This is a genomic window from Arsenicicoccus dermatophilus, assembly GCF_022568795.1.
Taxonomy (GTDB): Bacteria; Actinomycetota; Actinomycetes; order Actinomycetales; family Dermatophilaceae; genus Arsenicicoccus; species Arsenicicoccus dermatophilus.
In genome coordinates this window covers 1,394,341-1,415,760 of record NZ_JAKZHU010000001.1, presented here as the reverse complement: position 1 = coordinate 1,415,760, position 21,420 = coordinate 1,394,341, and the positions used below count along the sequence as shown (strand labels likewise).

Sequence of the window (21,420 nt, the reverse complement as noted above, 5' to 3'; positions counted from 1 at the left end):
GACGGACCAGGTCCGTCCACCCCCGGGCTCCCCGCCGGTATGCCGGATCCGCGGGTCACCCGTGGGCGTGCAGGGGCTTCCCGGCGAGGGCGAGGTGGGCCTCGCCGAGCGCCTCGTTCTGGGTCGGGTGGGCGTGGATCAGCGGGGCGACGTCCTCGGGCAGGGCCTCCCAGCCGTAGATGAGCTGAGCCTCGCCGACCTGCTCGCCCATCCGGGCACCGACCATGTGGATGCCGACGACGGGGCCGTCCTTGCGGCGCACCAGCTTGACGAAACCGGCGGTGGCGAGGATCTGGGACTTGCCGTTGCCGCCGAGGTTGTACTCGTAGGTCTCGACCTCGCCGAAGGCCTCCTTGGCCTGGGCCTCGGTGTAGCCGACGGAGGCGATCTCCGGGTCGCAGTAGGTCACGCGCGGGATGCCCTTCTCGTCGATGGAGGCGGGCTCGAGGCCGGCGATGGCCTCGGCGACGTAGATGCCCTGGGCGAAGCCGCGGTGCGCGAGCTGCAGGCCCGGGATGATGTCCCCGACCGCCCACACGCCGTCGACGGAGGTGCGGCAGTCGGTCGCCACGACATACCCGCGATCGATCTCGACGCCGATCTCCTCGTAGCCGAGGCCCTGGGTCACCGGACCGCGGCCGACGGCGACGAGCAGCAGGTCGGCCTCGAGCGTGGTGCCGCCCTCGAGGGTGACGGTGACGCCGTCGTCGGACTGCGTGGCGGACTCGAAGCGCACGCCGGTCTTGAAGGCGATCTTGCGCTTGCGGAAGGCCCGCTCGAGGGTCTTGGAGACCGCCTCGTCCTCCAGCGCCACGAGCCGGGGGAGCGCCTCGACGATGGTGACCTCGGCACCGAAGCTCTTGAAGACCGAGGCGAACTCGCAGCCGATGACGCCACCGCCGAGCACGACCACGCGCTCGGGGACGGTGTCCAGGCGCAGCGCCTGCTCGCTGGTCATGATGCGGCCGCCGATCTCCAGGCCCGGCAGCGTCTTGGCGTAGGACCCCGTGGCGAGGACGAGGTTGCGGCCCACGAGCCTGCGGTCGCCGACCTGCACGGTGTCCTTGGCGACGACCTTGCCCTCGCCCTCGACGTACGTGACCTTGGCGGCCTTGACCAGGCCCTGCAGGCCCTTGTGGAGCTTGGAGATCACGCCCTCCTTGTAGGCGTTGACCCCAGCCATGTCGATGCCCTCGAGGGAGGCCTTGACGCCGAAGGACGCGGACTCGCGGGCGCTGTCGGCGACCTCGGCCGCGTGGAGCAGGGCCTTGGTGGGCACGCACCCCATGTGCAGGCAGGTGCCGCCGAGCTTGCCCTTCTCGACGAGGGCGACGCTCAGGCCGAGCTGGGAGGCGCGCAGGGCGCAGGCATAACCGCCGCTGCCCCCTCCGAGGATGACGATGTCGAAGGTGTCCTGCTGCGGGCTCTGGTCAGCCATGGTGCGCTCCCTTGCGTCTCGGCCGGGTGATCGGTGAGTCCTGGACGGGCGCCGCTCGTGGCGAGGCCCGGCGGCGGTCATCCTCTCACCGGGGGTGCCCGCGACCGCAAGGCAGGGGTGGTCCGGCGCGGTCAGCGACGGGCGGTCAGGCCGCGCAGCGCCGAGCAGGAGGCGGCCATCCGGCCCGCGGCCACCTCGCGGTCGATGAAGGCCCGCTTGGCCAGACCCGCGGAGCGGCTGCCCTCGGTCGGCGCCTGGGTCGAGGTGCCCCACAGGCACCAGTAGGCATAGCTCTCGGCGAAGTCCTCGGTCGGGTGCGTCGCGGCGTAACGAGTGACGAAGTCGGCGGGGTGGTCGTCGTAGACCTGGCCCAGCTCGGTGGCGCTGGGGTGCCGGTGGTCGGCGTAGAGATCACGCACCCGGTCGCGCAGGGCGGGAGGATAGGTGCTCGCGTAGAACTCGCCCATCGGCGATCCGGCCGCGGCGCAGGTGCCGCGGTCGTCGATGATCCAGGGGCAGGTGTCGTCCTGGCGCGGGCGGGGGCGGTCGGGGTAGAGGCTCACCACGTGCCCGACCTCGTGGGCGATGGTCAGCAGCTCCTCCCTCGCGGGCAGGTCGGTGGAGAAGGCCAGGCGGTAGCGCGTGGGGTCCTGCGGGTTGGGCTCGAAGAAGCCGGTCCGCACCCCGCCGCGGCGGGAGGGATCCTCGAGGTAGGACCGCGGGTAGTCGTAGAGCACGACCTGGTCCAGCGCTGCGCGCTGCGCGGCGGGTATGGCGGCCTGGACGAGCGCCCACCGCGCCCGGTCGCACCGGTCGGGGTTGCCGGAGCCGTCGAGGGTGACCAGTCGGCCGTCGCGCAGGGCGAGCACCCGCCGCAGACGCGCTCCGGCACCGAGGCTGGCCGGGTCCACCGAGTAGCCCGTGTCGAGCGGCAGGTCGTGGCGCCCGGTGATCTCGTCGGCGGAGCAGGCCGCCGGCAGGGGCCAGGTGAGAGCGGCCGCGGCCGCGAGGTCGGCCGCCCGCACGGCCGTGGTGGGTTGGCTCACGGGGACCTGGACGGCGGGCCGGGACGGGACCTCGCGGGGGACGTCGGTCCGGGTGCGGTGCGCGCCGGTGCCACCGGCGAGGGCCCAGCCACCGCGCGCGGCCGAGCGACTGGTGCCCGGCCCGCGTCCGGCCAGGAGCCCGATCGCGGCGCCGGTGAGCAGCAGCAGCGCCAACGTGCATACGAACGCCAGGGTGGCGCGGTGGCGGCCCCGTCCGGGCCCGTGCCCGGGAGCACCCGGATGCCGTCCGGCAGGGGGGCGGGTCCGGAGCGAGGTGGGCACCGATCGATCCCACCCCGCATCGGCACGCCGTCAAAGGTGTACCGGGCCAGCGCCATCCGCGCTGGTGAGGACTACTTCGGAGAGGGACGACGCCCGTCACGAGCGTGAGCGGGCGCCGTCCATCCAGGTGACCACCGAATGGTCACCAGAACGTCACTTGGTGGTCATCCGCTCGGCCAGACGGACCATGGTCGCCACGCCGAAGCCGGTGCCGCCCTTGGGGGTGAAGCCACGGGGACCCTGCTCGTTGAACGACGGGCCGGCGATGTCGACGTGGGCCCAGGGGATGGGCTGCTCGTCGGTCACGGGGACGAACTCCTGCAGGAACAGGCCGGCTGTGAGCATCCCACCCGCCGGGCCGCCCTTGTGGGCGATGTCGGCGACCTCGGTGTCCAGGACCTTGCGGTAGGACCGGGGCAGCGGCATCCCCCACAGCTCCTCGCCCATGTCGGCGCCCGCGGCGACGACGTCGGAGCGGAAGGTCTCGTCGTTGCTCATCACACCGGCGATCTCCCCGCCCAGGGCGACGACCTGCGCGCCGGTCAAGGTGGCGATGTCGACCATGGCGGTCGCGCCCTTCTCCCCGGCCAGGGTCATCACGTCCGCCAGGACCATCCGGCCCTCGGCGTCGGTGTTGAGGATCTCCACGGTCATGCCGTTGTGCATCGTGACCACGTCCGAGGCGCGCTGCGCGGTGCCGGACGGCATGTTCTCGGCCAGGCCGAGCCAGCCGGTGACCTTGACGGGCAGACCGAGCTCGGCGATGGCGAGCACGGCACCCGCGACCGCGGCGGCGCCGGCCATGTCGGACTTCATGTTGGCCATGCCGTTGGCGGGCTTGATGTCCAGACCACCCGAGTCGAAGGTCATGCCCTTGCCCACCAGGGCGAGGTGCGGGACGTCCGTGCCGGCGCCCTCGGGGGAATAGGCCATCGACACGATCCGCGGCGCCTGGGCCGAGCCCTGGCCGACGCCCAGGATGCCGCCGAAGCCGCCCTCGGCCAGGGCCTTCTCGTCATACACCGTGATCTCGATGCGGGAGCCCTCGGAGCGCTCGGCGACGGACTCGGCGAAGGTCTGCGGGTAGAGCAGGTTGGGCGCGGTGTTGACCAGGTCGCGGGCATAGGCGACGCCCGCGCAGACGGCCCGGGCGCGGTCGACGGCCGCCGTGAGCTCGTCGCTCTCCTGGGCGACCAGGACGGTGACGGTCTCGGTGGGGGTGGGGGCCTCGCTGGTGCCGCGCTGCGCGGTGAAGCGATAGGCGCCGAGCAGCGCGCCCTCGCCGACCGCGGCGACGACCGCGGCGGTGGCCTCGGGGGCGACGACGGCGACGTGGCCCGCGTCCTTCAGACCCATCAGGGCCGCGCCCACCGAGCGCCGCAGGGCGGCCAGGTCGAGCGTCTGCTCGCCGGTCGGGGCCGCGCCCAGGCCGACGACGACGACGCGCGCGGCCCGCACGCCCGGGACGGCGGGCAGCACGACCGTGGAGTCCGCGGCAGCCGTGAAGCGCAGCGCCTCCAGCGCGGCGTCCAGGTGGCTGGTCGTCTCGGCGGACAGCTCGGCAGCGAAGGTGGGGCGCTCGTCGCCGCTGAAGGCGCCGAGGACGAGGACGTCCGCGGCGAGGTCGGCGGCGGAGCGGGCGGTGACGGTGAGCGTGGTCACGGGGGGCTCCTGCAAGATGGTCGGTGATGGCGCGCGACGACGTCGGTGGCGCCGCACCAGGACAACCTACTCGCCCCCCACGACAGCGGCCGGTCCACGGCTTGTAGGGTCGGGCCCATGACGGAACCTTCCCTGAAGAAGTCCCCCCTCCACGACCGCCACGTCGCGCTCGGCGCCAAGATGGCCGACTTCGGCGGTTGGGAGATGCCCATCGAGTACCCGGGCGGCGGCGTCCTGCGCGAGCACACCGCGGTGCGCGAGCGGGTCGGCATCTTCGACGTCTCCCACCTCGGCAAGGCCCTGGTCAAGGGCCCGGGTGCGGCGGACTTCGTCCTCCTGCTTCACCAACGACCTGCGCAAGGTCGAGCCCCCCAAGGCGCAGTACACGATGTGCTGCGACGAGGCGACCGGCGGCGTCGTCGACGACCTCATCCAGTACTTCCGCAGCGAGGACGAGGTCTTCCTGATCCCCAACTGCGCCAACACGACCGAGGTCGTGCGCCGCATGCAGGAGAAGTGCCCCGAGGGCATCGAGATCACCAACCTGCACGAGCAGCACGGCATCATCGCCGTCCAAGGCCCCAAGGTCGACGAGGTCATGCAGGCCCTCGGCCTCCCCTTCGGCCACGAGTACATGTCGTACGTCTCCACCGAGCTCGACGGCAAGCCCCTCACGGTGTGCCGCACCGGCTACACCGGCGAGCGCGGCTACGAGCTGGTCTGCGCCTGGGAGGACACCCCTGCGCTGTGGGACGCCCTGATCAAGGCCATGGAGCCCCTCGAGGGTCTGCCCTGCGGCCTCGGCGCCCGGGACACGCTGCGCACCGAGATGGGCTACGCCCTGCACGGCCACGAGCTGAGCATGGACATCACCCCCAACATGGCGCGCGCCGGCTGGGCCGTGGGCTGGGGCAAGGAAGACTTCTGGGGCAAGGACGTCCTCGCCGAGCAGAAGGCCGCGAAGGAGTGCCGGCTGTCCTGGGGCCTGCTCGTCACCGGCAAGGGCATCCCGCGCAAGGACTGCGTCGTCAAGGACTCCGAGGGCAAGGAGATCGGCGTCGTCACCTCCGGCACCATGTCCCCCTCGCTGAAGCAGGGCATCGCGCTCTGCCTGCTCGACCGGGGCGCCAAGGAGGGTGACGAGGTCGTGGTCGACGTCCGTGGTCGCGAGGTCACCGCGGTCGTCAAGAAGCCGCCGTTCGTCCAGGGTGGCGCGGCCAGCTGATCGCCCGTCGCACCTGACCCGAGGGGCCTTCCGGTCGTATGCCGGGAGGCCCCTCGGCGCGTCCCCGGCCGGCGTCGACGCCGTGAGCGAGGACCTCCGTCCACCCACGCAGGTGCCAGCCGCCCGCATCGTCGACGGCGACCCGGTGGGGTGGGACCTTCCCCGGCCGACGCGGCGCCTCGGGGCGAGAGCGACGCCCGTCGCCGACGCCACGGTGACGGGTCCGGCGCGAAGGGTCACCCGCAGGCGGTGGCGGCCACCAGCGCGAGGGTGAGGGCGACCTCGATCGTCGCGCCCAGCACGTCCCCGGTGATCCCGCCCAGCCGGCGCACCGCCCGCTCCACGACGAGCCACCCGCCGACGAGCCCGGCTGCGGCACACGGCAGCACGGCCCACCAGGAGCGCGCGGCGCCGATCGCGACGCACCCGGCAGCGCCCAGCGCCGTCACGAGGACGAGGACCGCGGCGGCACGCCATACGGGCACCGTCCCGGCGACCATGTCGCCCAGCCCGCCCGGCCGCGCGCTCGGGACGCCCCGGACGCAGGCCCACGCCAGCAGGTGGCGGCTGAGGAGCAGCGCGACGGCGCCGAGCACGACGCCGCGCGCGGAGCCGGCCAGGGAGGCGAGGCAGGCGGCCTGGACGAGCAGGCACGACGCGATGGCCGCGGCGCCGGAGGGGCCGACGTCGCCGGTCTTCATCACGGCGAGCGCCCGCTCCCGGTCGTAGGACGCCGACAGGCCGTCGGCGTAGTCCGCCAGCCCGTCCAGGTGCATGGCCCGGGTCATCAGGGTGAGCAGCGCCACGGCCAGACCGCCGACGACGAGGTCCGGCAGCGCCAGCGCGGTCCCGAGCCAGGCCCAGGCGGTCCAGGCGACGGCCAGGGGCAGGGCGGCCAGGGGGGCGAGGGTCATCGCGGCCCCGGCCACCTCCCGGTCGACCCGGCGCGGGGGCGGGACGGGTATGGCGGACAGGGTCCCCCAGGCCAGGCGCAGACCGTCGCCCCAGGTGCTGCTCACGACACCACCGGGGCGCCGCTGAGGTCGAGGACCCGGCCGCAGACGACGAGGTGGACCCGGTCGGCGACGGCCGAGACGGCGGCGTTGACGCGGCCTAGCTCGTCGCGGAACGTCCGCCCCGACCGATGCTCGGGGACCACGCCCCACCCGACCTCGTTGGTGACGAGGACGACGTCGACGGGCGCCAACCGCAGCGCCGTGACCAGGTCGGTGCGCGCTCGCATGACGGCCGCCGCCGCCTCGGCCGGCGCGTCCCACGCCCCGGCGTCGTCGATCAGGCGGGTGACCCAGGTGCCGAGGCAGTCGACGATCAGCGGGGTGGTGGCCGACCGGACGACCCCGGCGAGGTCGGCGCTCTCCACGGTGGTCCAGCAGCGGGGGCGGCGGGCCTGGTGGGCGCGCACCCGGCGGGTCCACTCCTCGTCACCGGCCAGGGGCACCAGGCCGGGCGCGACGTAGCCGGCAGGGGCGTCGTGGGGGACCAGCCCCTCGGCGTGCGTGCTCTTGCCCGAGCGGACGCCGCCCGTGACGAGCGTGATCATGGGCTGTCTCCTGCCTGGTCGGGCTCTCGTGGCACACCCCGGTCGCGCGCCCGGGACCCCGTCGCCGCGCGCGTCGGCGGGGCGTCGGGGGGGTGGTGCGAACGGCCGGCGAGGCGCCCGTCCCGCAGGTTACCAACCGAGCGGACCGGCCTCCGGCATACCCCTGAACGGACCCTGGAAAGGTTGCGGCAACTGCCATGGAACGCGGAAGGGGAGTAGTTTCGTCCTGAAAGCGAGTGCCCGTCCGGGCACGGACCGCTCGACAGGGGGAACCACTCATGCGCAAGCACACCACGATCGTCGCGGCCCTCGTCGCGGCCCCGCTGCTCCTCGGCTCGATCGCCGCCTGCGGCGACCAGAAGGCCGACACCACGAGCTCCGCGGCCAAGCTGGCCGGCAGCGACGGGAAGGACGCGCACGCTCGCTACAAGGCCGCGGTCGACAAGACCGCCGACACCACCAAGCAGCGCGTGACGATGCGCTTCGACACCTCGCCGGAGAACCTCGTCAAGATGGTCGGGGACCTCGCGACCAGCAAGAACGACAAGCCGCTCGACCCCAAGGTCGCCAAGCTCATCGCCTCCAGCCGGATCGTCGCGGACACCCAGTCCACCGGTGCCAGCCTCAAGGACGAGAAGGACCCGGCCAAGATCCGCACCCGGATGAGCTGGAAGACCGACTCCGACCTGGTCAACCTGGCCATGGCGGCCCAGAGCGTGTTCGTCAAGGTCGACCTGGCCAAGATCGCCGACCAGACCGGCGCCTTCACCATGAAGGACATCACCGCCTCCGCGAGCAGCATGCCCGGCTGGATGCAGGACGTCATCGCCGGCAAGTGGGTCGGCGTCGACAAGGCCACGATGGACAAGCTCGCCAAGTCCGCGCCCGGTGCTGCCGCCGCCGGTGGCCCCACGGACCTGTCGGCCCAGCAGCGTCAGCAGCTCACCGACGCGATGAACAAGAACATCGACACCAACGCGGCCTTCAGCGGCGAGGGCGACGACATCGCGATCACGCTCAAGGCCAAGCCCTTCGTCAACACCTTCCTCGCCGACGTGCAGCGGATCATGCCGCAGCAGTTCCCGGCCAAGAACATGACCGAGATGAAGGACATGGCCACCAAGATCAAGGCGGACAGCACCCTGGCGATGACCGCGACGCTGGCCGACGGCAAGATCAAGTCGACGAAGTTCGACCTGGGTCAGGTCATGGGCCTGATCGACGAGTCCACCGTCCCGGCGAAGGATCGCGCGAAGTTCACCGAGCTCAAGGCCAAGAACCTCTCCCTGCCGATGGTCCTGGAGTACTCCGACCTCGACGGTGACGTCGAGGCCCCCGCGGGCGCCCGGATGATCACCCAGGCCGACATCGACCAGATGATGGGTGGCATGCGCGGCGGGATGCCGACCACACCGGCCGCCAGCTGACCCGAGCACCACGACACCGGTGGAGCCCGCCCCCTCGGGGGTGGGCTCCACCGGTGTCGGGCGTCCGTGCGCACCTTCTCCGAGCCCCCGGCGTGCCTGGCGCGGCCCTGGACCAGGCATGATGGCCAGATGGACGAGCTGGTCGTGGGCGTGGGGACGCGGGCCGGCATCGACCCCGAGGTGGTGTGGGCCCTGGTCGACGACCTGCGTGACGGACGCGAGGTCACGGCCGTGGTGACGTCCGAGCGCAAGGCGACGGAGCCGGCGGTGCTCGCGCTGGCGGCATACCTGGGCGCGAGCCTGCAGGTGTATGCCGACGAGGAGCTGACGGGGCAGCCCGTGGCCGAGCCCAGCGAGCGGGTGACGCGGCTCGTGGGGGTGCCCAGCGTGGCGGAGGCCGCGGTGCTGGCCGCTGGGGCAGAGGTGCTCGCGCGGGGGCGGTGCCCGACGGCGACCGCGGTCCTGGGGCGCCGAGTCGTTTCGCTAGGGTGAGCCGGTGACGTTGCTGAGGTGTGCGGGACCACGCGCGACGGGGCTGGTGCTCGGATGGCTGCTCGACGCGGCGCTCGGGGATCCCCGCCGCGGCCATCCGGTGGCGGCCTTCGGGCAGGCGGCGTCGCGGCTGGAGCGGGTGACCTACCGACCCGCCCGCCTCGCGGGTGCTGGGCACGTGATCGCCCTGGTAGGACCGGTCGTGCTCCTCTCCGCCCTCGCCGAGCGGGGCCTGCGCGACCGCCCCGTCGCCCGGTGCGCCACGACGGCGGTCGCCACCTGGACGGTCTTGGGCGGCACCAGCCTGGCCCGCGAGGGCGCGCAGATGGCGCGGCTGCTGGAGACCGGGCACCTGCCCCGGGCCCGGGCGCGACTGTCCCACCTGTGCTCCCGCTCCGCGGACGGCCTCGGGCCGGACGAGCTGGCACGCGCCGCCACCGAGTCCCTCGGCGAGAACACCGCCGACGCGGTCGTCGCCCCGCTGCTGTGGGGCGCGGTCGCCGGGCTGCCGGGGCTGCTGGGCTACCGCGCCGTCAACACGCTCGACGCGATGGTGGGCTACCGCAACGACCGCTATCGCGAGTTCGGCTGGGCCGCGGCTCGGCTCGACGACCTGGCCAACCTCGCCCCGGCGCGGATGTGTGCGGCCGTCACCACCGCGCTGGCGTCCCGGCACGGAGGCGACCCCCGCGAGTGCCTGCGCGCCTGGCGCGAGGACGCCCCCCACCACCCGAGCCCCAACGCCGGGCCCGTCGAGGCGACCTTCGCCGGGGCGCTCGGGGTGCGGCTGGGGGGATCCAACAGCTACGACGGCGAGGTGGAGGACCGCGGCGTGCTCGGCCGCGGACGCCCGGTGGGGTCGGCCGACCTCGCCCGCGCCGTCCGGCTGTCCCGCGCCATCGGGGCGGTCACGCTGGTGGTGGCGTCCCTCGCGGCCGCCGTCGCCGAGCGCTCCCTGCCCGCCATCCCTCCGGTGCGGCGGCAGGGCTCGTCGTCACCGGGTCGCCGCTGCCTACCCGCACCTCACCGCCCCGCCACGACCTCGAGGAGAGGCGCATGACCCAGGGCCTGCTCGTCGCCGGCACCACCTCCGATGCCGGCAAGTCGCTCGTCACCGCCGGCATCTGTCGCTGGCTCGCACGCCAGGGCGTGCGGGTCGCGCCGTTCAAGGCGCAGAACATGTCCAACAACTCGATGGTCTGTCCCGACGGCGCCGAGATCGGTCGGGCCCAGTGGGTCCAGGCCCTGGCGTGCGGCGTCACCCCCGAGGCGGCGATGAATCCCGTGCTGCTCAAGCCCGGCTCGGACCGTCGCAGCCACGTCGTGCTGATGGGACAGCCCTGGGGCGAGCTGCAGGCGGGGGAGTGGGCGACCGGCCGGCGCGCGCTGGCGCAGGCGGCCTTCGAGGCCTTCCGCGACCTGCGGGCCCGCCACGACGTGGTCATCGCCGAGGGCGCAGGCTCCCCGGCCGAGATCAACCTGCGTCCCGGCGACTACGTCAACCTGGGGCTCGCGCGGGCCGTCGACCTGCCCGTCGTCGTGGTCGGCGACATCGACCGGGGCGGGGTGCTCGCGGCGTTCTACGGCACGCTCGGGATCCTCGACCCCGAGGACCAGGACTGCATCAAGGCCTGGATCGTCAACAAGTTCCGCGGCGACCTGGGCCTGCTCGAGCCGGGCCTGCGGATGCTGGAGGAGCGCACCGGCGGCCGGCCCGTGCTGGGCGTGCTGCCCTACCTGCAGGACGTGTGGCTGGACTCCGAGGACGCCCTGGCCATCTCCGGGTGGTCGGCGCGGGGTGCCCGCGGCGTCCGGAGCACGCGAGACCCCTTGCGGGTGGCGGTCGTCCGCTTCCCACGGGTCAGCAACGCCACCGACGTGGACGCGCTGGCGCTGGAGCCCGGCGTGCACGTCGAGATCACCACCGACCCGGTCGCGGTCGAGACCGCCGACCTGGCGGTGCTGCCCGGGTCGCGGGCCACCCGCAGCGACCTGGCCTGGCTGCGCGAGCGCGGGCTGGCCGACGCGGTGGTGCGGCGGGCCGGGGCCGGGCGGCCGGTGCTGGGCATCTGCGGCGGCTACCAGATGCTCGCCGAGGAGATCCTCGACCCGGAGGGCGTCGAGGGGCTGGGCGACGGCGGCGGCCTCGTGGCCGGTCTGGGGCTGCTGCCGACACGGGTGACCTTCGAGCGCGACAAGCACCTGGGAACCCCCACCGGCGAGTGGCACGGGCACCCCGTGACGGCATACCTCATCCATCACGGCGTGAGCGAGCGGGTCGACGACCCGACGAGCCATCGGTATGCCGAGACCGCCCCCTTCCTGGACGGCTGGCACCGCGGCGCCGTCTGGGGCACCACCTGGCACGGGGCCTTCGAGAGCGACGACTTCCGCCGGGCCTTCCTGCAGGTGGTGGCCGAGCGCACCCGACCGGGCTGGGCCTCCGACGGGCAGGCGGTGTCCTTCGCCGAGCAGCGGGCGATCATGCTCGACCGGCTCGCCGACGCGGTCGAGCAGCACCTGGACACGCGCGCCCTGAGGGAGCTGATCGGGCTGTGAGCAGGCACGTGACCGTCGTCGGGATCGGCGCGGACGGCTGGGCAGGACTCGGCGACCGGGCCCGGGAGGCCGTCGCCGGAGCCGGCACGATCGTCGGCAGCGAGCGCCAGACCTCCTTGGTCGCGGGGCGGCACCAGGCCGAGGTGCGGCCGCTGCCGGTGCCGCTGCGGGAGGGGCTGCGCCCGCTCGTCGACGACTGCGACCCGGACCGGCCCGTGGTGGTGCTCGCCAGCGGCGACCCCATGCACTTCGGCATCGGCCGGACCCTCGCCGAGGAGCTCGGCCGGGACCGGGTCGAGGTCATCGGCGCGCCGTCCTCGCTGTCCCTGGCCTGCGCCCGGATGGGCTGGGGCCTGGAGGACGTCGACGTGGTGTCGGCCGTCGGTCGCCCCCTGGAGACCCTCGCCCTGGTGGCTCACCCCGGCCGGCGGCTGCTGGTGCTGTCGCGCGACGGTCTCACCCCGGCCGGCGTCGCCCGGCTGCTGGACGAGCACGGCCTGGGCCGCAGCCTCATGTGGGTGCTCTCGGACCTCGATGGCCCGCAGGAACAGGTCGTCGAGGGCGTCGCCGGGAGCTGGCAGGAGGAGCCCGCCCCGACGCTCAACGTCGTCGCCGTCGAGTGCCTGGCCGAGGAGCCCACGCCGGTCGGGCTGGTGCCCGGTCTGCCCGAGGCGGCCTACGACACCGACGGTCAGATCACCAAGCAGCACGTGCGCGCCGCCACGCTGGCCGCGCTGCGGCCGCTGCCGGGCGAGCTGCTGTGGGACATCGGCGGGGGATCGGGCAGCATCGGCATCGAGTGGATGCGCGCCCACCGCACCTGCCGGGCGATCGCGATCGAGCCGCGGGGTGACCGGGCGGCCCGGATCGAGCGCAACGCCGCCCGGCTCGGGGTGCCCGGGCTGCGGGTCGTCCACGGCCGCGCCCCCGAGGACCTGGCCGGGCTGCCGCGTCCCGACGCGGTGTTCGTCGGGGGCGGGCTGACCGCCGACGACCTGGTGCCGACCGTGCTGCAGGCGCTGCGCCCGGGCGGGCGGCTGGTGGCCAACACCGTGACGCTCGACTCGGAGTCCCTGCTGTTCAGCATGTTTCGCACCTATGGCGGGTCGCTCACCCGCCTCGAGACCAGCCACGCCGACGCGGTCGGCGGCTTCACCTCCTGGAAGCCTGCCCGCCCCGTCACCCAGTGGTGCGTCGTCCGACCGGAGGAGCTGCCCTCGTGACCGTCCACTTCATCGGCGCCGGACCCGGCGCCCCCGACCTGATCACCGTGCGCGGGCTGCGGCTGCTGCAGCGGTGCTCGGTGGTGCTGTATGCCGGGGCCCTGATCCCCGACGGGCTGCTCGCCGAGTGCGATCCCGAGGCGAGGATGGTGGACACCGCCCACCTGGACCTGGACCAGATCATGGCGGAGATCCAGGCCGCCCACGACGCCGGCCACGACGTCGCCCGGCTCCAGTCGGGCGACCTGTCGGTGTTCTCCGCGGTGGCCGAGCAGGTGCGACGGCTCGAGGCCGCCGGCATCGACTACGAGATGGTGCCGGGGGTGCCGGCCTTCGCGGCGGCGGCCGCCGCCCTCGGCCGCGAGCTCACCGTCCCCACCGTGGGGCAGACGATCATCCTGACCAGGCTGTCCCGCAACGCGTCCGCGATGCCCGAGCACGAGACGATCGCCAACCTGGGTCGCTCCCGGGCCCTGCTGTGCCTGCACCTGGCGACCCACCTCGCCGACGAGGCGGTCGAGGAGCTGGCGCCGCACTACGGTCGGGACTGCCCGGCCGCGGTGGTGGCGATGGCCTCCCGCCCGGAGGAGGTCGTCTGGCGCGGCACCCTCGGCGAGCTCGGTGACGCGGTGCGGACCCACGGGCTGCGGCGCACCGCGCTGATCCTGGTGGGCCAGGTGCTGGCGGCGTCGGAGTTCCGCGACTCGCACCTGTACTCCACCGAGCGCGACCGCCACGACTGCGTGCTGCCGCCGCCCATCTCCTGAGCCGCCCGAGCCGCGCGTCGCCACACCCCGTCGGGCCGGTCCCTCACGTGGAGGGACCGGCCCGACGGGGTGTGGCGACGGTCAGCGGTGCAGGTAGGGCAGGACGTTCTTGCCGATCGCCTCACCGAGCTTGCGGCCCCCGACGTCGTTGGGGTGGCACCCGTCGAGGGTGTCGTCGGTGGTGATGGAGCCGGCGACGTCGGAGAGCACGACCGGTCGGCGCAGCCGCTGCTGGCGGGCGACGACACCGGGCAGGGCGCGGTTGAACGCCGTGACCTGGTCGGCGGGGGCCCAGGTGTCCGGCGGCAGGGTGTTGACGACGACGCGGGTGCCGGGCTTGGCCCGGGCGATGGTGTCGAGCAGGGTGTTCATCCGGGTGGTGGCGGTGCTCGCACCGTGGCCCTGCTCCAGGTCGTTGCTGCCGGCGAGCAGCACCACGACGTCGGGGCGGTAGTACCGCACCGAGGTGTAGGAGCGCGGGGTCAGCTGGTCCAGACGCCAGCCCGGGTGACCCTCGTGCTGGTTGTCGCGGTAGTACCAGCCCGGCTGGGCGACCGAGCCCACGAGGTCGACGGGGCGCCGGTTGGCCGAGAACAGGTGCAGCATCCAGCCGCGGTAGCCGATGCGGGGGCCCTGGTCGGTCAGCGAGTCGCCGATGGGCATGACACGGGTGGGTGCGGCCAGGCTCGCCGCGGGGGCGGTGGCCGGCTGCGGGGCGGCGAGAGGGGCTGCGGGGGCGGCCGGCGCGGGGGCCGCCCCGGCGGGGGCGACGGAGGCGCCGAGGGCGGCGACGGCCGCGAGGGAAGCCGCGGTCACACGGGCACGGGACACGGGGGACTCCTGGGGGAGGGGAAAACCGGGGGCGGCACGAAGAGTAACCGCAAGGACGCCTTCCGTGTGGGACCAGGGCTCACACGGATGGCGTAGGGCGGGCCTCCTCAGGCCTTGCCCACGATGGTGCCAGATCGGTCGATGCAGATGACCTCGATCGCCACAGGAGCCTCGTCGACAACACGGAGCGCGACCTCTCGTGCCGCGTGAGCGACGGCGTTCCCCAGGGGAACTCCTGCCTCCTGACACAGCGTGAGCGCCTCCAGGCCGGTGTTGACCTGCAGCAACCGGTCCACCAGTCCCGGGTGGGCGCCGGCCCCGGCAGCGGCGGCCAGCGAGGCCAGATGGGTCTTGTCGACCTGAGAGCGACCTGAGTGCAGGTCCAGGTGCCCGTTCGCGAGCTTGGAGATCTTCGCGAAGCCGCCGCAGATGGTCAGCCGGGGCCGGGGATGGTGCTTGAGGTACTTCAGCACGGCCCCGACGAAGTCACCCATGTCGAGCAGGGCCGGGGTCGGCAGGTCGTACAGCTCGGACACCACCCGCTCGCTCGTGGAGCCGGTGCAGCCGGCGACGTGCTCCAGGCCGAGCGCCTCGGAGACGTCGATGCCGCGGCGGATCGAGTCGATCCACGCCGAGCAGGAGTAGGGCACCACCACACCGGTGGTGCCGAGGATCGACAGCCCGTCCAGGATCCCGATGCGGGGATTCCAGGTGTGCCGGGCCATCTCCACGCCCTGGTCGACGCTGATCTCCACCACCACGTCGGGATCGGCGGCGCCCTCGGGCACCTCGTCGACCCGGCGCAGCGCGTCGCGCATCATCTGGCGGGGGACCGGGTTGATGGCAGGCTCGCCCACCGCGAGCGGGAGGCCGGGCAGCGTCACCCGGCCGACGCCGTGGCCCCCGACGAAGGTCACCCCCGAGCCGGGCTCGCCGGCGCGGACGCGGGACCGCACCACCGCGCAGTGGGTCACGTCGGGGTCGTCGCCTGCGTCCTTGGTCACCGCAGCCTGCGCCCAGCCGTCGCCGCGGTCGTGGGCGGTGAGCGCGAAGGCAGGCGTCTGGCCCTTGGGCAGGGTGATGGTGACCGGATCCGGGAACTCGCCGTGCCGGAGAGCGGCATACGCCGCCGCCGTCGCCGCGGTCGCGCAGGCTCCCGTGGTCCATCCGGGCCGCAGCCCGGTGTGCTCGAGCTGGCCCTCGCGACCTCCGGTGACCTCTGCCATGAGGAGCATCATCCCACTGTGGTGGGATGGACCGGTGACCACCCGAGTGCTGCTCCTGGGCGGGACCGTCGAGGCCCGTCGGCTGGCCGGGTTGCTGGCGCAGCGACCTGAGTCGTATGCCGTGACCTACTCCCTCGCGGGGGTGACCTCCGCACCGCGGCTGCCCACCGTGGCGGTGCGCGTGGGCGGCTTCGGCGGGGTCGACGGGCTGGCCCGCCACCTGCGCGACGAGCAGGTCGACGTGGTGGTCGACGCGACGCACCCCTTCGCCGCCCGGATGAGCCACCACGCCGCCGCGGCCGGCGCCGCCACCGGGGTCCCCGTGGTCGCGCTGCGCCGCCCCGGCTGGATCGAGCAGCCCGGCGACGACTGGCACCGGGTCACCACCCTGGCCGAGGCCGCCCACGTGGCTGCGGCCCTCGGGCGGCGGATCTTCCTGACCACCGGCAGGCAGGAGGTGGACGAGTTCTGCAGGCTGCGCGACACCTTCTGCCTGGTCCGGGCCGTGGACCCGCCCGACGCGCTCCCGCCGTACGCCGAGCTGGTGCTCGCCAAGGGCCCCTTCACGGTCGCCGACGAGCTGGCGCTGATCCGCGAGCACGCCCTCGACGTGATCGTCACCAAGGACAGCGGCGGGGACGCCACCAGCGCCAAGCTCGAGGCCGCGCGCCGGTTGCGGCTGCCCGTCGTGATGGTCGACCGGCCCGCGGTGCCCGACGTCCCCGAGGTCGGGACCCCCGAGGCGGCACTCGCCTGGCTGGACGCGCGATGAGCGCCGTCACCCGGGAGCAGGCCCGGGAGATCGTGCGCCGGCAGGGGATGCGCGGCTGGTGGCTCGGGGCAGCCGCCGCGGTCGCGGTGACGGTCGTCGCCGCCCTGACCACCCGCGACCTCGACGCCCGCGACCCCGGATCTGCGGCGCTGTGGCCCTGGATGACGGTCTACCTGGTCGTCGCTCTCGCCTGCGTCGTCCCCGGGACCCGCCGCAAGCGGGCCCGGGCCGTCGCCGGGGCGGCCGACCTCTCGCTGCTCACCGTCGTCCGCGAGCCGCAGGACGGCAAGCCCTCGCTGCGGGACGAGCAGGGGCACCGCTGGCTGCCGGAAGGAGGCCGGCTCGGGGCGGCCGGCAGCCAGGTGTGGGCGACCCCGCTCGCTGCCGGGGAGTCCTACCTGACGCTTCCGGCCGACGGCACCGGCCGCCTGCGCTACGCGCCTCGCCCCGCCACGCCGGTCCGGGGCCGGGACGACGACCCGCCCCTGGACGGCACCTCGGCCACGGCCCTGGTGCGGGTCGTCGGCGCCAACCCGAACGGCAGGGTCCTGCTCGGCATGCTCACCGGGATCTGCTGCGGCACGGTCCCGGCCACCCTGCGCAGCCTCGCGCGCCCCCACGACTCCCTCGCCGACGTCCTGCTGGCGGCGGCATGGATCGTCGTGCTGGTGAGCGCGCTCTGCTGGGGCTGGCGGTGGCACGCCCGCCGCGGACGGGCCGCCCGATCGGTGCCGGAGGCGGTGCCGGCCACGGTCGTCGAGGTCGCCGACGACGGCACCCACACCCTCGTCGTCTCGGACGGGAGAACCTGGCGGGCCCGCTGGCGACGGCCGTACGCCGTCCCGGGCGCCCGGGTCTGGCTAGGGCGGCCGACGCAGGGACGCGGAGCCTTCGTGCTCGTGCCGGGCGTGGTCGACGAGGTGGCCTATGCCAAGGACGGTCTCGTCCCCGGGGAGGTGGAGGCATGAGCGGTCACCAGCTCAGCCACGACGAGGCGCTCACGCGGCTGCGGTGCCACCGGGACCGGGGCGCGCTCGGTCAGCTGATCGTCTGGGCGGTCGTGTGCCCGGCCCATGCCTGGCACCTCGCGGCCGGTTGGAGCGGTGCGCCGGACCGGCGGACGGAACGGATCGTCTTCGTCGCGACCAGCGTGTTCTTCCTCCTGTGGGCGGCCCACGAGGTGCTGGCCCGCCGCCGGCTCCGCGGCCGGACGACCCGGCTGGTGGCGGGCGTGGCGGCCGCCGGGCGGACCGACCGGTCGGTGCGGGGATGGCTCCGGCCGCCCCGACTCGTCGACCGCGACGGCGTGCTCTGCTGGCAGGGCTGGCGAGCCTGGCCCGGCCGGTGGGCGCGGGCCGGTGACACCGTGTGGGTGACTCCCGGCAAGCCCGGGCGACGGTGCTACGCCGTCCTCCCCGGCGAGCGTCCCGTGGTGCGCCACCTGACCGTCGGGAGCGGCGCAGCCGTGGGAGCCTGGCCTGCGCCTGCCGACCCCGAGTCCTAGGGTGGGCCGAACCCCACCGAGGAGAGCGCCATGCCCGCGACCCGCAGCACCCTGAGCACCCACGACGGCGTCCCGGTGACCCTGCACGAGTGGGCGCCGCAGGGGCGGCGTCCCCGAGGCACGGTCGTCGTCGCCCACGGGATGGCCGAGCACGCGGCGCGCTACGACCGGCTGGCGTCCGAGCTGGTCGAGGCGGGCTGGGCCGTCCTCGCGCCCGACCACCGTGGGCACGGGCTGACCACGGCCGTCGAGGAGCACGGCTACCTCGGTGACCACGACGGGTGGGGGAGCGTCGTGCAGGACCTGCGAGCCGTCGTCGCCCGGGCCCGGGCGACCCACGAGGGGCTTCCCGTCATACTCCTCGGGCACTCGATGGGGTCCCTGCTCGCCCGCACGCTGGTGCTCGACGCCTCCGCGGAGGTCGACGGGCTGGTCCTGTCCGGCACCGCCGGGGACCCAGGCCTGCTGGGGTGGGTGGGCTTGCGGATCGCGCGGGCGGAGAAGGCGATCCGGGGCCCACGCCACCGCAGCACGCTGATGGACCGGCTGACCTTCGCGGGCTGCAACAAGGCCTTCGCGCCCACGAGGACCACCTCGGACTGGCTCAGCCGTGACCCCGCCGTCGTGGACGCCTACGTCGCGGACCCCGCGTGCGGGGCGGTCTTCACCACGAGCTTCTTCACCGACCTGCTCGGCGCCGTGCCCGCCATCAACGACCCGCGCCGGATCGCCGGTGTCCGACCCGACCTGCCCGTGCTGCTGGTCGCGGGGGACGCGGACCCGGTCGGGGGCAACGGCAAGGGGGTCCGCGAGGTCGGGGAGCGCTACACCGAGGCCGGGGTGCGTGACGTGACGGTGATCCTCTATCCGCAGGCTCGGCACGAGATCTTCAACGAGACCAACCGGGACGAGGTCGTCGCCGACCTGACCGGCTGGCTCGCCGAGAGATTCGCCGAGCCGCAGGACTGAGGCCGTGGACCTGGAGCTGCCCCTGCCGTGGCCGCAGGTCCCGCCGCAGGCGGGGGACGTGGTGCTGCGCCGGTTCGCGCCGCGGGACGTGCCGATGCTGCGCGACCTCTCGACCGATCCCTATGTCGCTGCGACCACGTCGCTCCCGCGGCACGCCACCCAGCTGGACGCGCTGCGCTTCGTGGAGCGGCAGCTGACCCGGCCCGCCACCGGGCGCGGGTGGTCCTTCTGCGTGGCCCGGGCGGCGGACGACGAGGCGGTCGGTCAGATCGGGTTGTGGACCGCGGGGATCGGGCAGGGGCGGTGCACCGCGGGCTACGCCATCGCCCCCTCGGCGCGCAGGCAGGGGTATGCCGGGCAGGCGTTGCGCACACTCACCGCCTTCGCCTGGACGATCGCCCTGGTCCACCGGGTGGAGCTCTACGTCGAGCCCGGCAACACCGCGTCCCTGCGCACGGCCAGGACTGCGGGCTACATCCGGGAGGGGTTGCTGCACAGCCACCAGGAGATCGACGGCAGGAGGGTCGACATGGTGCTGCTCGCCGCGATCCGTACGGGCGGATCTCGCTGACTCGTCAACCGGCTCGATGCCCACCCCGTCCGTAGAGATGTGATCACCGACCTGGCGACCCACGAGGCCGCCGATGCCCGAGCCCCCGGTCGTCCCACCGGACCGCCGGACTTCGCGGCCTTCTACGCCGAGCAGTCCGACGGGCTGGTGCGCCTCGCCTATCTCCTCCTCGGCGACGCGGAGGCAGCCCGGGACTGCGCGCAGGACGCCCTGACCGGGGTCTACGGCCGCTGGCGGCGCTTCGGCGGCTACGGGCAGGCCCTGGCCTACACCCGCGCCAGCGTCGTCAACCGCTCCCGCGACCAGCTGCGGCGCCGGCAGACCGAGAGCCGGCACGCACCCACCCTGCAGACCGACGCGCTGCGGACCGCGGTGGGAGGCGATCCGAGCGGCCAGGTCGCCGAACGCAGCTCGCTGTGGCCGCTGCTGCGCCGACTGCCCGACCGGCAGCGCGAGGTGCTCGTCCTGCGCTACTGGCTCGACCTGCCCGAGCGCGAGATCGCCGAGACCCTCGGCGTGCGCCCCGGCACCGTCAAGGCCTCCGCCTCCCGCGGCCTGGCCACCCTGAACCGCCTCGTCCAGCAAGGAGAGTCGCGATGACTGATCTCCTCGAGCAGCAGCTGCGCACCGACCTGCGCGACGCCGCCGACAGCCTGCCCCCGGAGGCCACGCGCCTCGTCCACCCCGCCCTCCTCGGCCCCGAGGCCGACCTCGACCAGGAGTGGGGCGTCGAGGAGCTGCCGTGGCGCGCGCGGCTGCGGCGACCGCTCGCCGTCGCGGCCTCCGTGGCAGCTGCGGCCGGGCTGACCGCGGGCGTCGTCGTCACCGGCCCACGGCTCACCGAGGCGCCCCCGGCAGCGGTCACCCCGGCGCGCGTCCAGCAGGCGATCACCGACCTGCGCGCGATCGAGAGAGGCCTGCCCCGGCTGCGCGCGCTCGAGGCCGAGGCCGAGGCGAGATGTATGGCGGCCCGGGGATTTCCGACGTACCTCCCCACCCGGTGGGGCTCCTACTCCTTGACCAGCCCGGTCTCGGGCCGGCGCAGCGTGGCCGAGGCACGGCGCGACGGCTACTTCTTCGCGCTCGATCGTGCGGGCAGGCTCGCCGAGCAGATCACCACCGAGGACTATCGGCGTCGGTACTACGAGGCCTACGACCCGCCGCCCTCGCCCTGGCAGGACCGGCTGGAGCGAGCCCACCTCGGGTGGCTCGCTGCGCGCGTCGTTCCCGAGGCGGGGTGCCGCACGCACGCTCGGGACGAGGTGTGGGGCCCGGACGCCGAGGCCGGTGCCACGCTTGAGGGCAGGCTGCGCGGAACCCTGACAGATGCCCGGGGGGACAATGTGGACCGCGAGGACGTGGCGACCGAGGGCGCCGATCCCGCCACGCTGGCCTGGCGCCGGTGCATGGCCGCCGACCCGGCCGTCCTGCCCCGCACGGTCCGGCTGGCACCAGGCACTTCCTTGGTGTGGTGGTTGCACGACTCGCTGGAGCAGGCGTGGGGCCTGCCTGACCACTTCATGGGGAAGGTCAGGCCCCTGACCCCGCAGGCCCTCGCCCGAGCGGCTTCCCAGGAGCGAGCCGTCGCGGTCCGGGACGTCGTCTGCAGCGCCCGGCCCGAGGCCCGCGGTGCGGGCGAGTTCTCCGAACGTTTCCAGATGGAGTTCGCCCTGAAGTCTGCGCCGCCCGACACGGTGGACCTGCTCCCACGGTGGCGGGCGGCGCTGGAGCGCGTCCTGGCTCGGCACCGATGAGGTCGGACGATCACCGGCGGAACGCCGGGATCCTTCGCATCCCTCTGGAAGACGTCCTGAGTGCGTGGCACAGGACCGTGAAATGTTCAGGAAGAGAGCGTCATGCTCAGG

The 21,420-nt window shown here is 74.1% G+C and carries 20 protein-coding genes and 1 pseudogene; 14 read left to right on the top strand and 7 right to left on the bottom strand.

Annotation, left to right across the window (positions count from 1 at the left end; all coding sequences use genetic code 11):
- Positions 1-55: 55 nt before the first annotated feature.
- From lpdA to MM438_RS06580, 3 genes are all read right to left on the bottom strand, one after another.
- Positions 56-1,438, bottom strand: coding sequence for a dihydrolipoyl dehydrogenase (lpdA, locus tag MM438_RS06590; protein ID WP_241451716.1), 1,383 nt, complete (start codon positions 1,436-1,438; stop codon positions 56-58).
- Positions 1,439-1,569: 131 nt separating this feature from the next.
- Positions 1,570-2,658, bottom strand: a complete 1,089-nt coding sequence (locus MM438_RS06585; protein WP_241451715.1) for a hypothetical protein — start codon at positions 2,656-2,658, stop codon at positions 1,570-1,572.
- 261 nt (positions 2,659-2,919) lie between these two features.
- Positions 2,920-4,428, bottom strand: coding sequence for a leucyl aminopeptidase (locus tag MM438_RS06580; protein ID WP_241451714.1), 1,509 nt, complete (start codon positions 4,426-4,428; stop codon positions 2,920-2,922).
- A 117-nt stretch (positions 4,429-4,545) separates the two neighbouring features.
- Between MM438_RS06580 and gcvT the strand changes: the two are divergent.
- Positions 4,546-5,653, top strand: a pseudogene (gene gcvT / locus MM438_RS06575) (glycine cleavage system aminomethyltransferase GcvT).
- 236 nt (positions 5,654-5,889) lie between these two features.
- Here gcvT and MM438_RS06570 read toward each other — a convergent pair.
- Together MM438_RS06570 and MM438_RS06565 are read right to left on the bottom strand one after the other, a co-directional pair.
- A complete protein-coding gene (locus MM438_RS06570) occupies positions 5,890-6,672 on the bottom strand; it encodes an adenosylcobinamide-GDP ribazoletransferase (RefSeq protein ID WP_241451713.1) in 783 nt (260 codons plus the stop codon).
- Positions 6,669-7,214 (bottom strand): bifunctional adenosylcobinamide kinase/adenosylcobinamide-phosphate guanylyltransferase, encoded by a 546-nt coding sequence (locus tag MM438_RS06565; protein WP_241451712.1) that lies wholly within the window; start codon positions 7,212-7,214, stop codon positions 6,669-6,671. The genes MM438_RS06570 and MM438_RS06565 overlap by 4 nt, the downstream gene beginning before the upstream one ends.
- Before the next feature lie 278 nt (positions 7,215-7,492).
- Between MM438_RS06565 and MM438_RS06560 the strand changes: the two genes are divergently transcribed.
- The 6 genes from MM438_RS06560 to cobM all read left to right on the top strand — a co-directional run bounded on the left by MM438_RS06560 (position 7,493) and on the right by cobM (position 13,682).
- Positions 7,493-8,641, top strand: coding sequence for a hypothetical protein (locus MM438_RS06560; protein WP_241451711.1), 1,149 nt, complete (start codon positions 7,493-7,495; stop codon positions 8,639-8,641).
- 129 nt (positions 8,642-8,770) lie between these two features.
- Positions 8,771-9,133: a cobalamin biosynthesis protein gene (locus tag MM438_RS06555; RefSeq protein ID WP_241451710.1), complete on the top strand. Its 363-nt coding sequence runs from the start codon at positions 8,771-8,773 to the stop codon at positions 9,131-9,133.
- 4 nt (positions 9,134-9,137) lie between these two features.
- Positions 9,138-10,193: a cobalamin biosynthesis protein gene (locus MM438_RS06550; RefSeq protein WP_241451709.1), complete on the top strand. Its 1,056-nt coding sequence runs from the start codon at positions 9,138-9,140 to the stop codon at positions 10,191-10,193.
- Entirely contained in the window at positions 10,190-11,692 is a 1,503-nt protein-coding gene (locus tag MM438_RS06545) for a cobyric acid synthase (RefSeq protein WP_241451708.1), read from the top strand. Before MM438_RS06550 ends, MM438_RS06545 begins: the two co-directional genes overlap by 4 nt.
- A complete protein-coding gene (gene cbiE, locus MM438_RS16685; RefSeq protein WP_241451707.1) occupies positions 11,689-12,915 on the top strand; it encodes a precorrin-6y C5,15-methyltransferase (decarboxylating) subunit CbiE in 1,227 nt (408 codons plus the stop codon). The genes MM438_RS06545 and cbiE overlap by 4 nt, the downstream gene beginning before the upstream one ends.
- Positions 12,912-13,682: a precorrin-4 C(11)-methyltransferase gene (gene cobM / locus MM438_RS06535; protein ID WP_241451706.1), complete on the top strand. Its 771-nt coding sequence runs from the start codon at positions 12,912-12,914 to the stop codon at positions 13,680-13,682. The genes cbiE and cobM overlap by 4 nt, the downstream gene beginning before the upstream one ends.
- An 81-nt stretch (positions 13,683-13,763) precedes the next feature.
- On the opposite strand, the gene MM438_RS06530 is transcribed toward cobM, so the two are convergent.
- Together MM438_RS06530 and MM438_RS06525 are read right to left on the bottom strand one after the other, a co-directional pair.
- Entirely contained in the window at positions 13,764-14,513 is a 750-nt protein-coding gene (locus MM438_RS06530) for an SGNH/GDSL hydrolase family protein (protein WP_241451705.1), read from the bottom strand.
- Between the two features lie 107 nt (positions 14,514-14,620).
- The gene (locus MM438_RS06525) at positions 14,621-15,739 is read right to left on the bottom strand and encodes a cobalt-precorrin-5B (C(1))-methyltransferase (RefSeq protein ID WP_241451704.1); all 1,119 of its coding nucleotides are present in this window, start codon (positions 15,737-15,739) and stop codon (positions 14,621-14,623) included.
- A gap of 34 nt (positions 15,740-15,773) precedes the next feature.
- On the opposite strand from MM438_RS06525, the gene MM438_RS06520 reads away from it, so the two are divergent.
- Genes MM438_RS06520 through MM438_RS06490 form a run of 7 tightly spaced genes read left to right on the top strand, consistent with a single transcriptional unit; the run spans position 15,774 to position 21,309 of the window.
- The gene (locus MM438_RS06520; protein WP_241451703.1) at positions 15,774-16,511 is read left to right on the top strand and encodes a cobalt-precorrin-6A reductase; all 738 of its coding nucleotides are present in this window, start codon (positions 15,774-15,776) and stop codon (positions 16,509-16,511) included.
- Positions 16,508-17,479, top strand: a complete 972-nt coding sequence (locus MM438_RS06515) for a hypothetical protein (RefSeq protein ID WP_241451702.1) — start codon at positions 16,508-16,510, stop codon at positions 17,477-17,479. Before MM438_RS06520 ends, MM438_RS06515 begins: the two co-directional genes overlap by 4 nt.
- A complete protein-coding gene (locus MM438_RS06510) occupies positions 17,476-18,015 on the top strand; it encodes a hypothetical protein (protein WP_241451701.1) in 540 nt (179 codons plus the stop codon). Before MM438_RS06515 ends, MM438_RS06510 begins: the two co-directional genes overlap by 4 nt.
- Before the next feature lie 30 nt (positions 18,016-18,045).
- Positions 18,046-18,984, top strand: coding sequence for an alpha/beta hydrolase (locus MM438_RS06505; RefSeq protein WP_241451700.1), 939 nt, complete (start codon positions 18,046-18,048; stop codon positions 18,982-18,984).
- Positions 18,985-18,988: 4 nt separating this feature from the next.
- Positions 18,989-19,555, top strand: coding sequence for a GNAT family N-acetyltransferase (locus MM438_RS06500; RefSeq protein ID WP_241451699.1), 567 nt, complete (start codon positions 18,989-18,991; stop codon positions 19,553-19,555).
- 39 nt (positions 19,556-19,594) lie between these two features.
- Positions 19,595-20,155 carry a SigE family RNA polymerase sigma factor gene (locus tag MM438_RS06495; RefSeq protein WP_241451698.1) on the top strand — a complete coding sequence of 187 codons (561 nt, stop codon included), beginning with the start codon at positions 19,595-19,597 and terminating at the stop codon, positions 20,153-20,155.
- Entirely contained in the window at positions 20,152-21,309 is a 1,158-nt protein-coding gene (locus tag MM438_RS06490) for a hypothetical protein (RefSeq protein WP_241451697.1), read from the top strand. Before MM438_RS06495 ends, MM438_RS06490 begins: the two co-directional genes overlap by 4 nt.
- Positions 21,310-21,420 lie beyond the last annotated feature (111 nt).

Bases quoted from the DNA above. Each gene is read 5' to 3' on its own strand.
- lpdA (WP_241451716.1), bottom strand. From the start codon at position 1,438: ATGGCTGACCAGAGCCCGCAGCAGGACACCTTCGACATCGTCATCCTC.
- MM438_RS06525 (WP_241451704.1), bottom strand. From the start codon at position 15,739: ATGGCAGAGGTCACCGGAGGTCGCGAGGGCCAGCTCGAGCACACCGGG.
- MM438_RS06565 (WP_241451712.1), bottom strand. From the start codon at position 7,214: ATGATCACGCTCGTCACGGGCGGCGTCCGCTCGGGCAAGAGCACGCAC.
- MM438_RS06490 (WP_241451697.1), top strand. From the start codon at position 20,152: ATGACTGATCTCCTCGAGCAGCAGCTGCGCACCGACCTGCGCGACGCC.
- MM438_RS06545 (WP_241451708.1), top strand. From the start codon at position 10,190: ATGACCCAGGGCCTGCTCGTCGCCGGCACCACCTCCGATGCCGGCAAG.
- MM438_RS06560 (WP_241451711.1), top strand. From the start codon at position 7,493: ATGCGCAAGCACACCACGATCGTCGCGGCCCTCGTCGCGGCCCCGCTG.
- MM438_RS06510 (WP_241451701.1), top strand. From the start codon at position 17,476: ATGAGCGGTCACCAGCTCAGCCACGACGAGGCGCTCACGCGGCTGCGG.
- MM438_RS06515 (WP_241451702.1), top strand. From the start codon at position 16,508: ATGAGCGCCGTCACCCGGGAGCAGGCCCGGGAGATCGTGCGCCGGCAG.
- MM438_RS06555 (WP_241451710.1), top strand. From the start codon at position 8,771: ATGGACGAGCTGGTCGTGGGCGTGGGGACGCGGGCCGGCATCGACCCC.
- MM438_RS06505 (WP_241451700.1), top strand. From the start codon at position 18,046: ATGCCCGCGACCCGCAGCACCCTGAGCACCCACGACGGCGTCCCGGTG.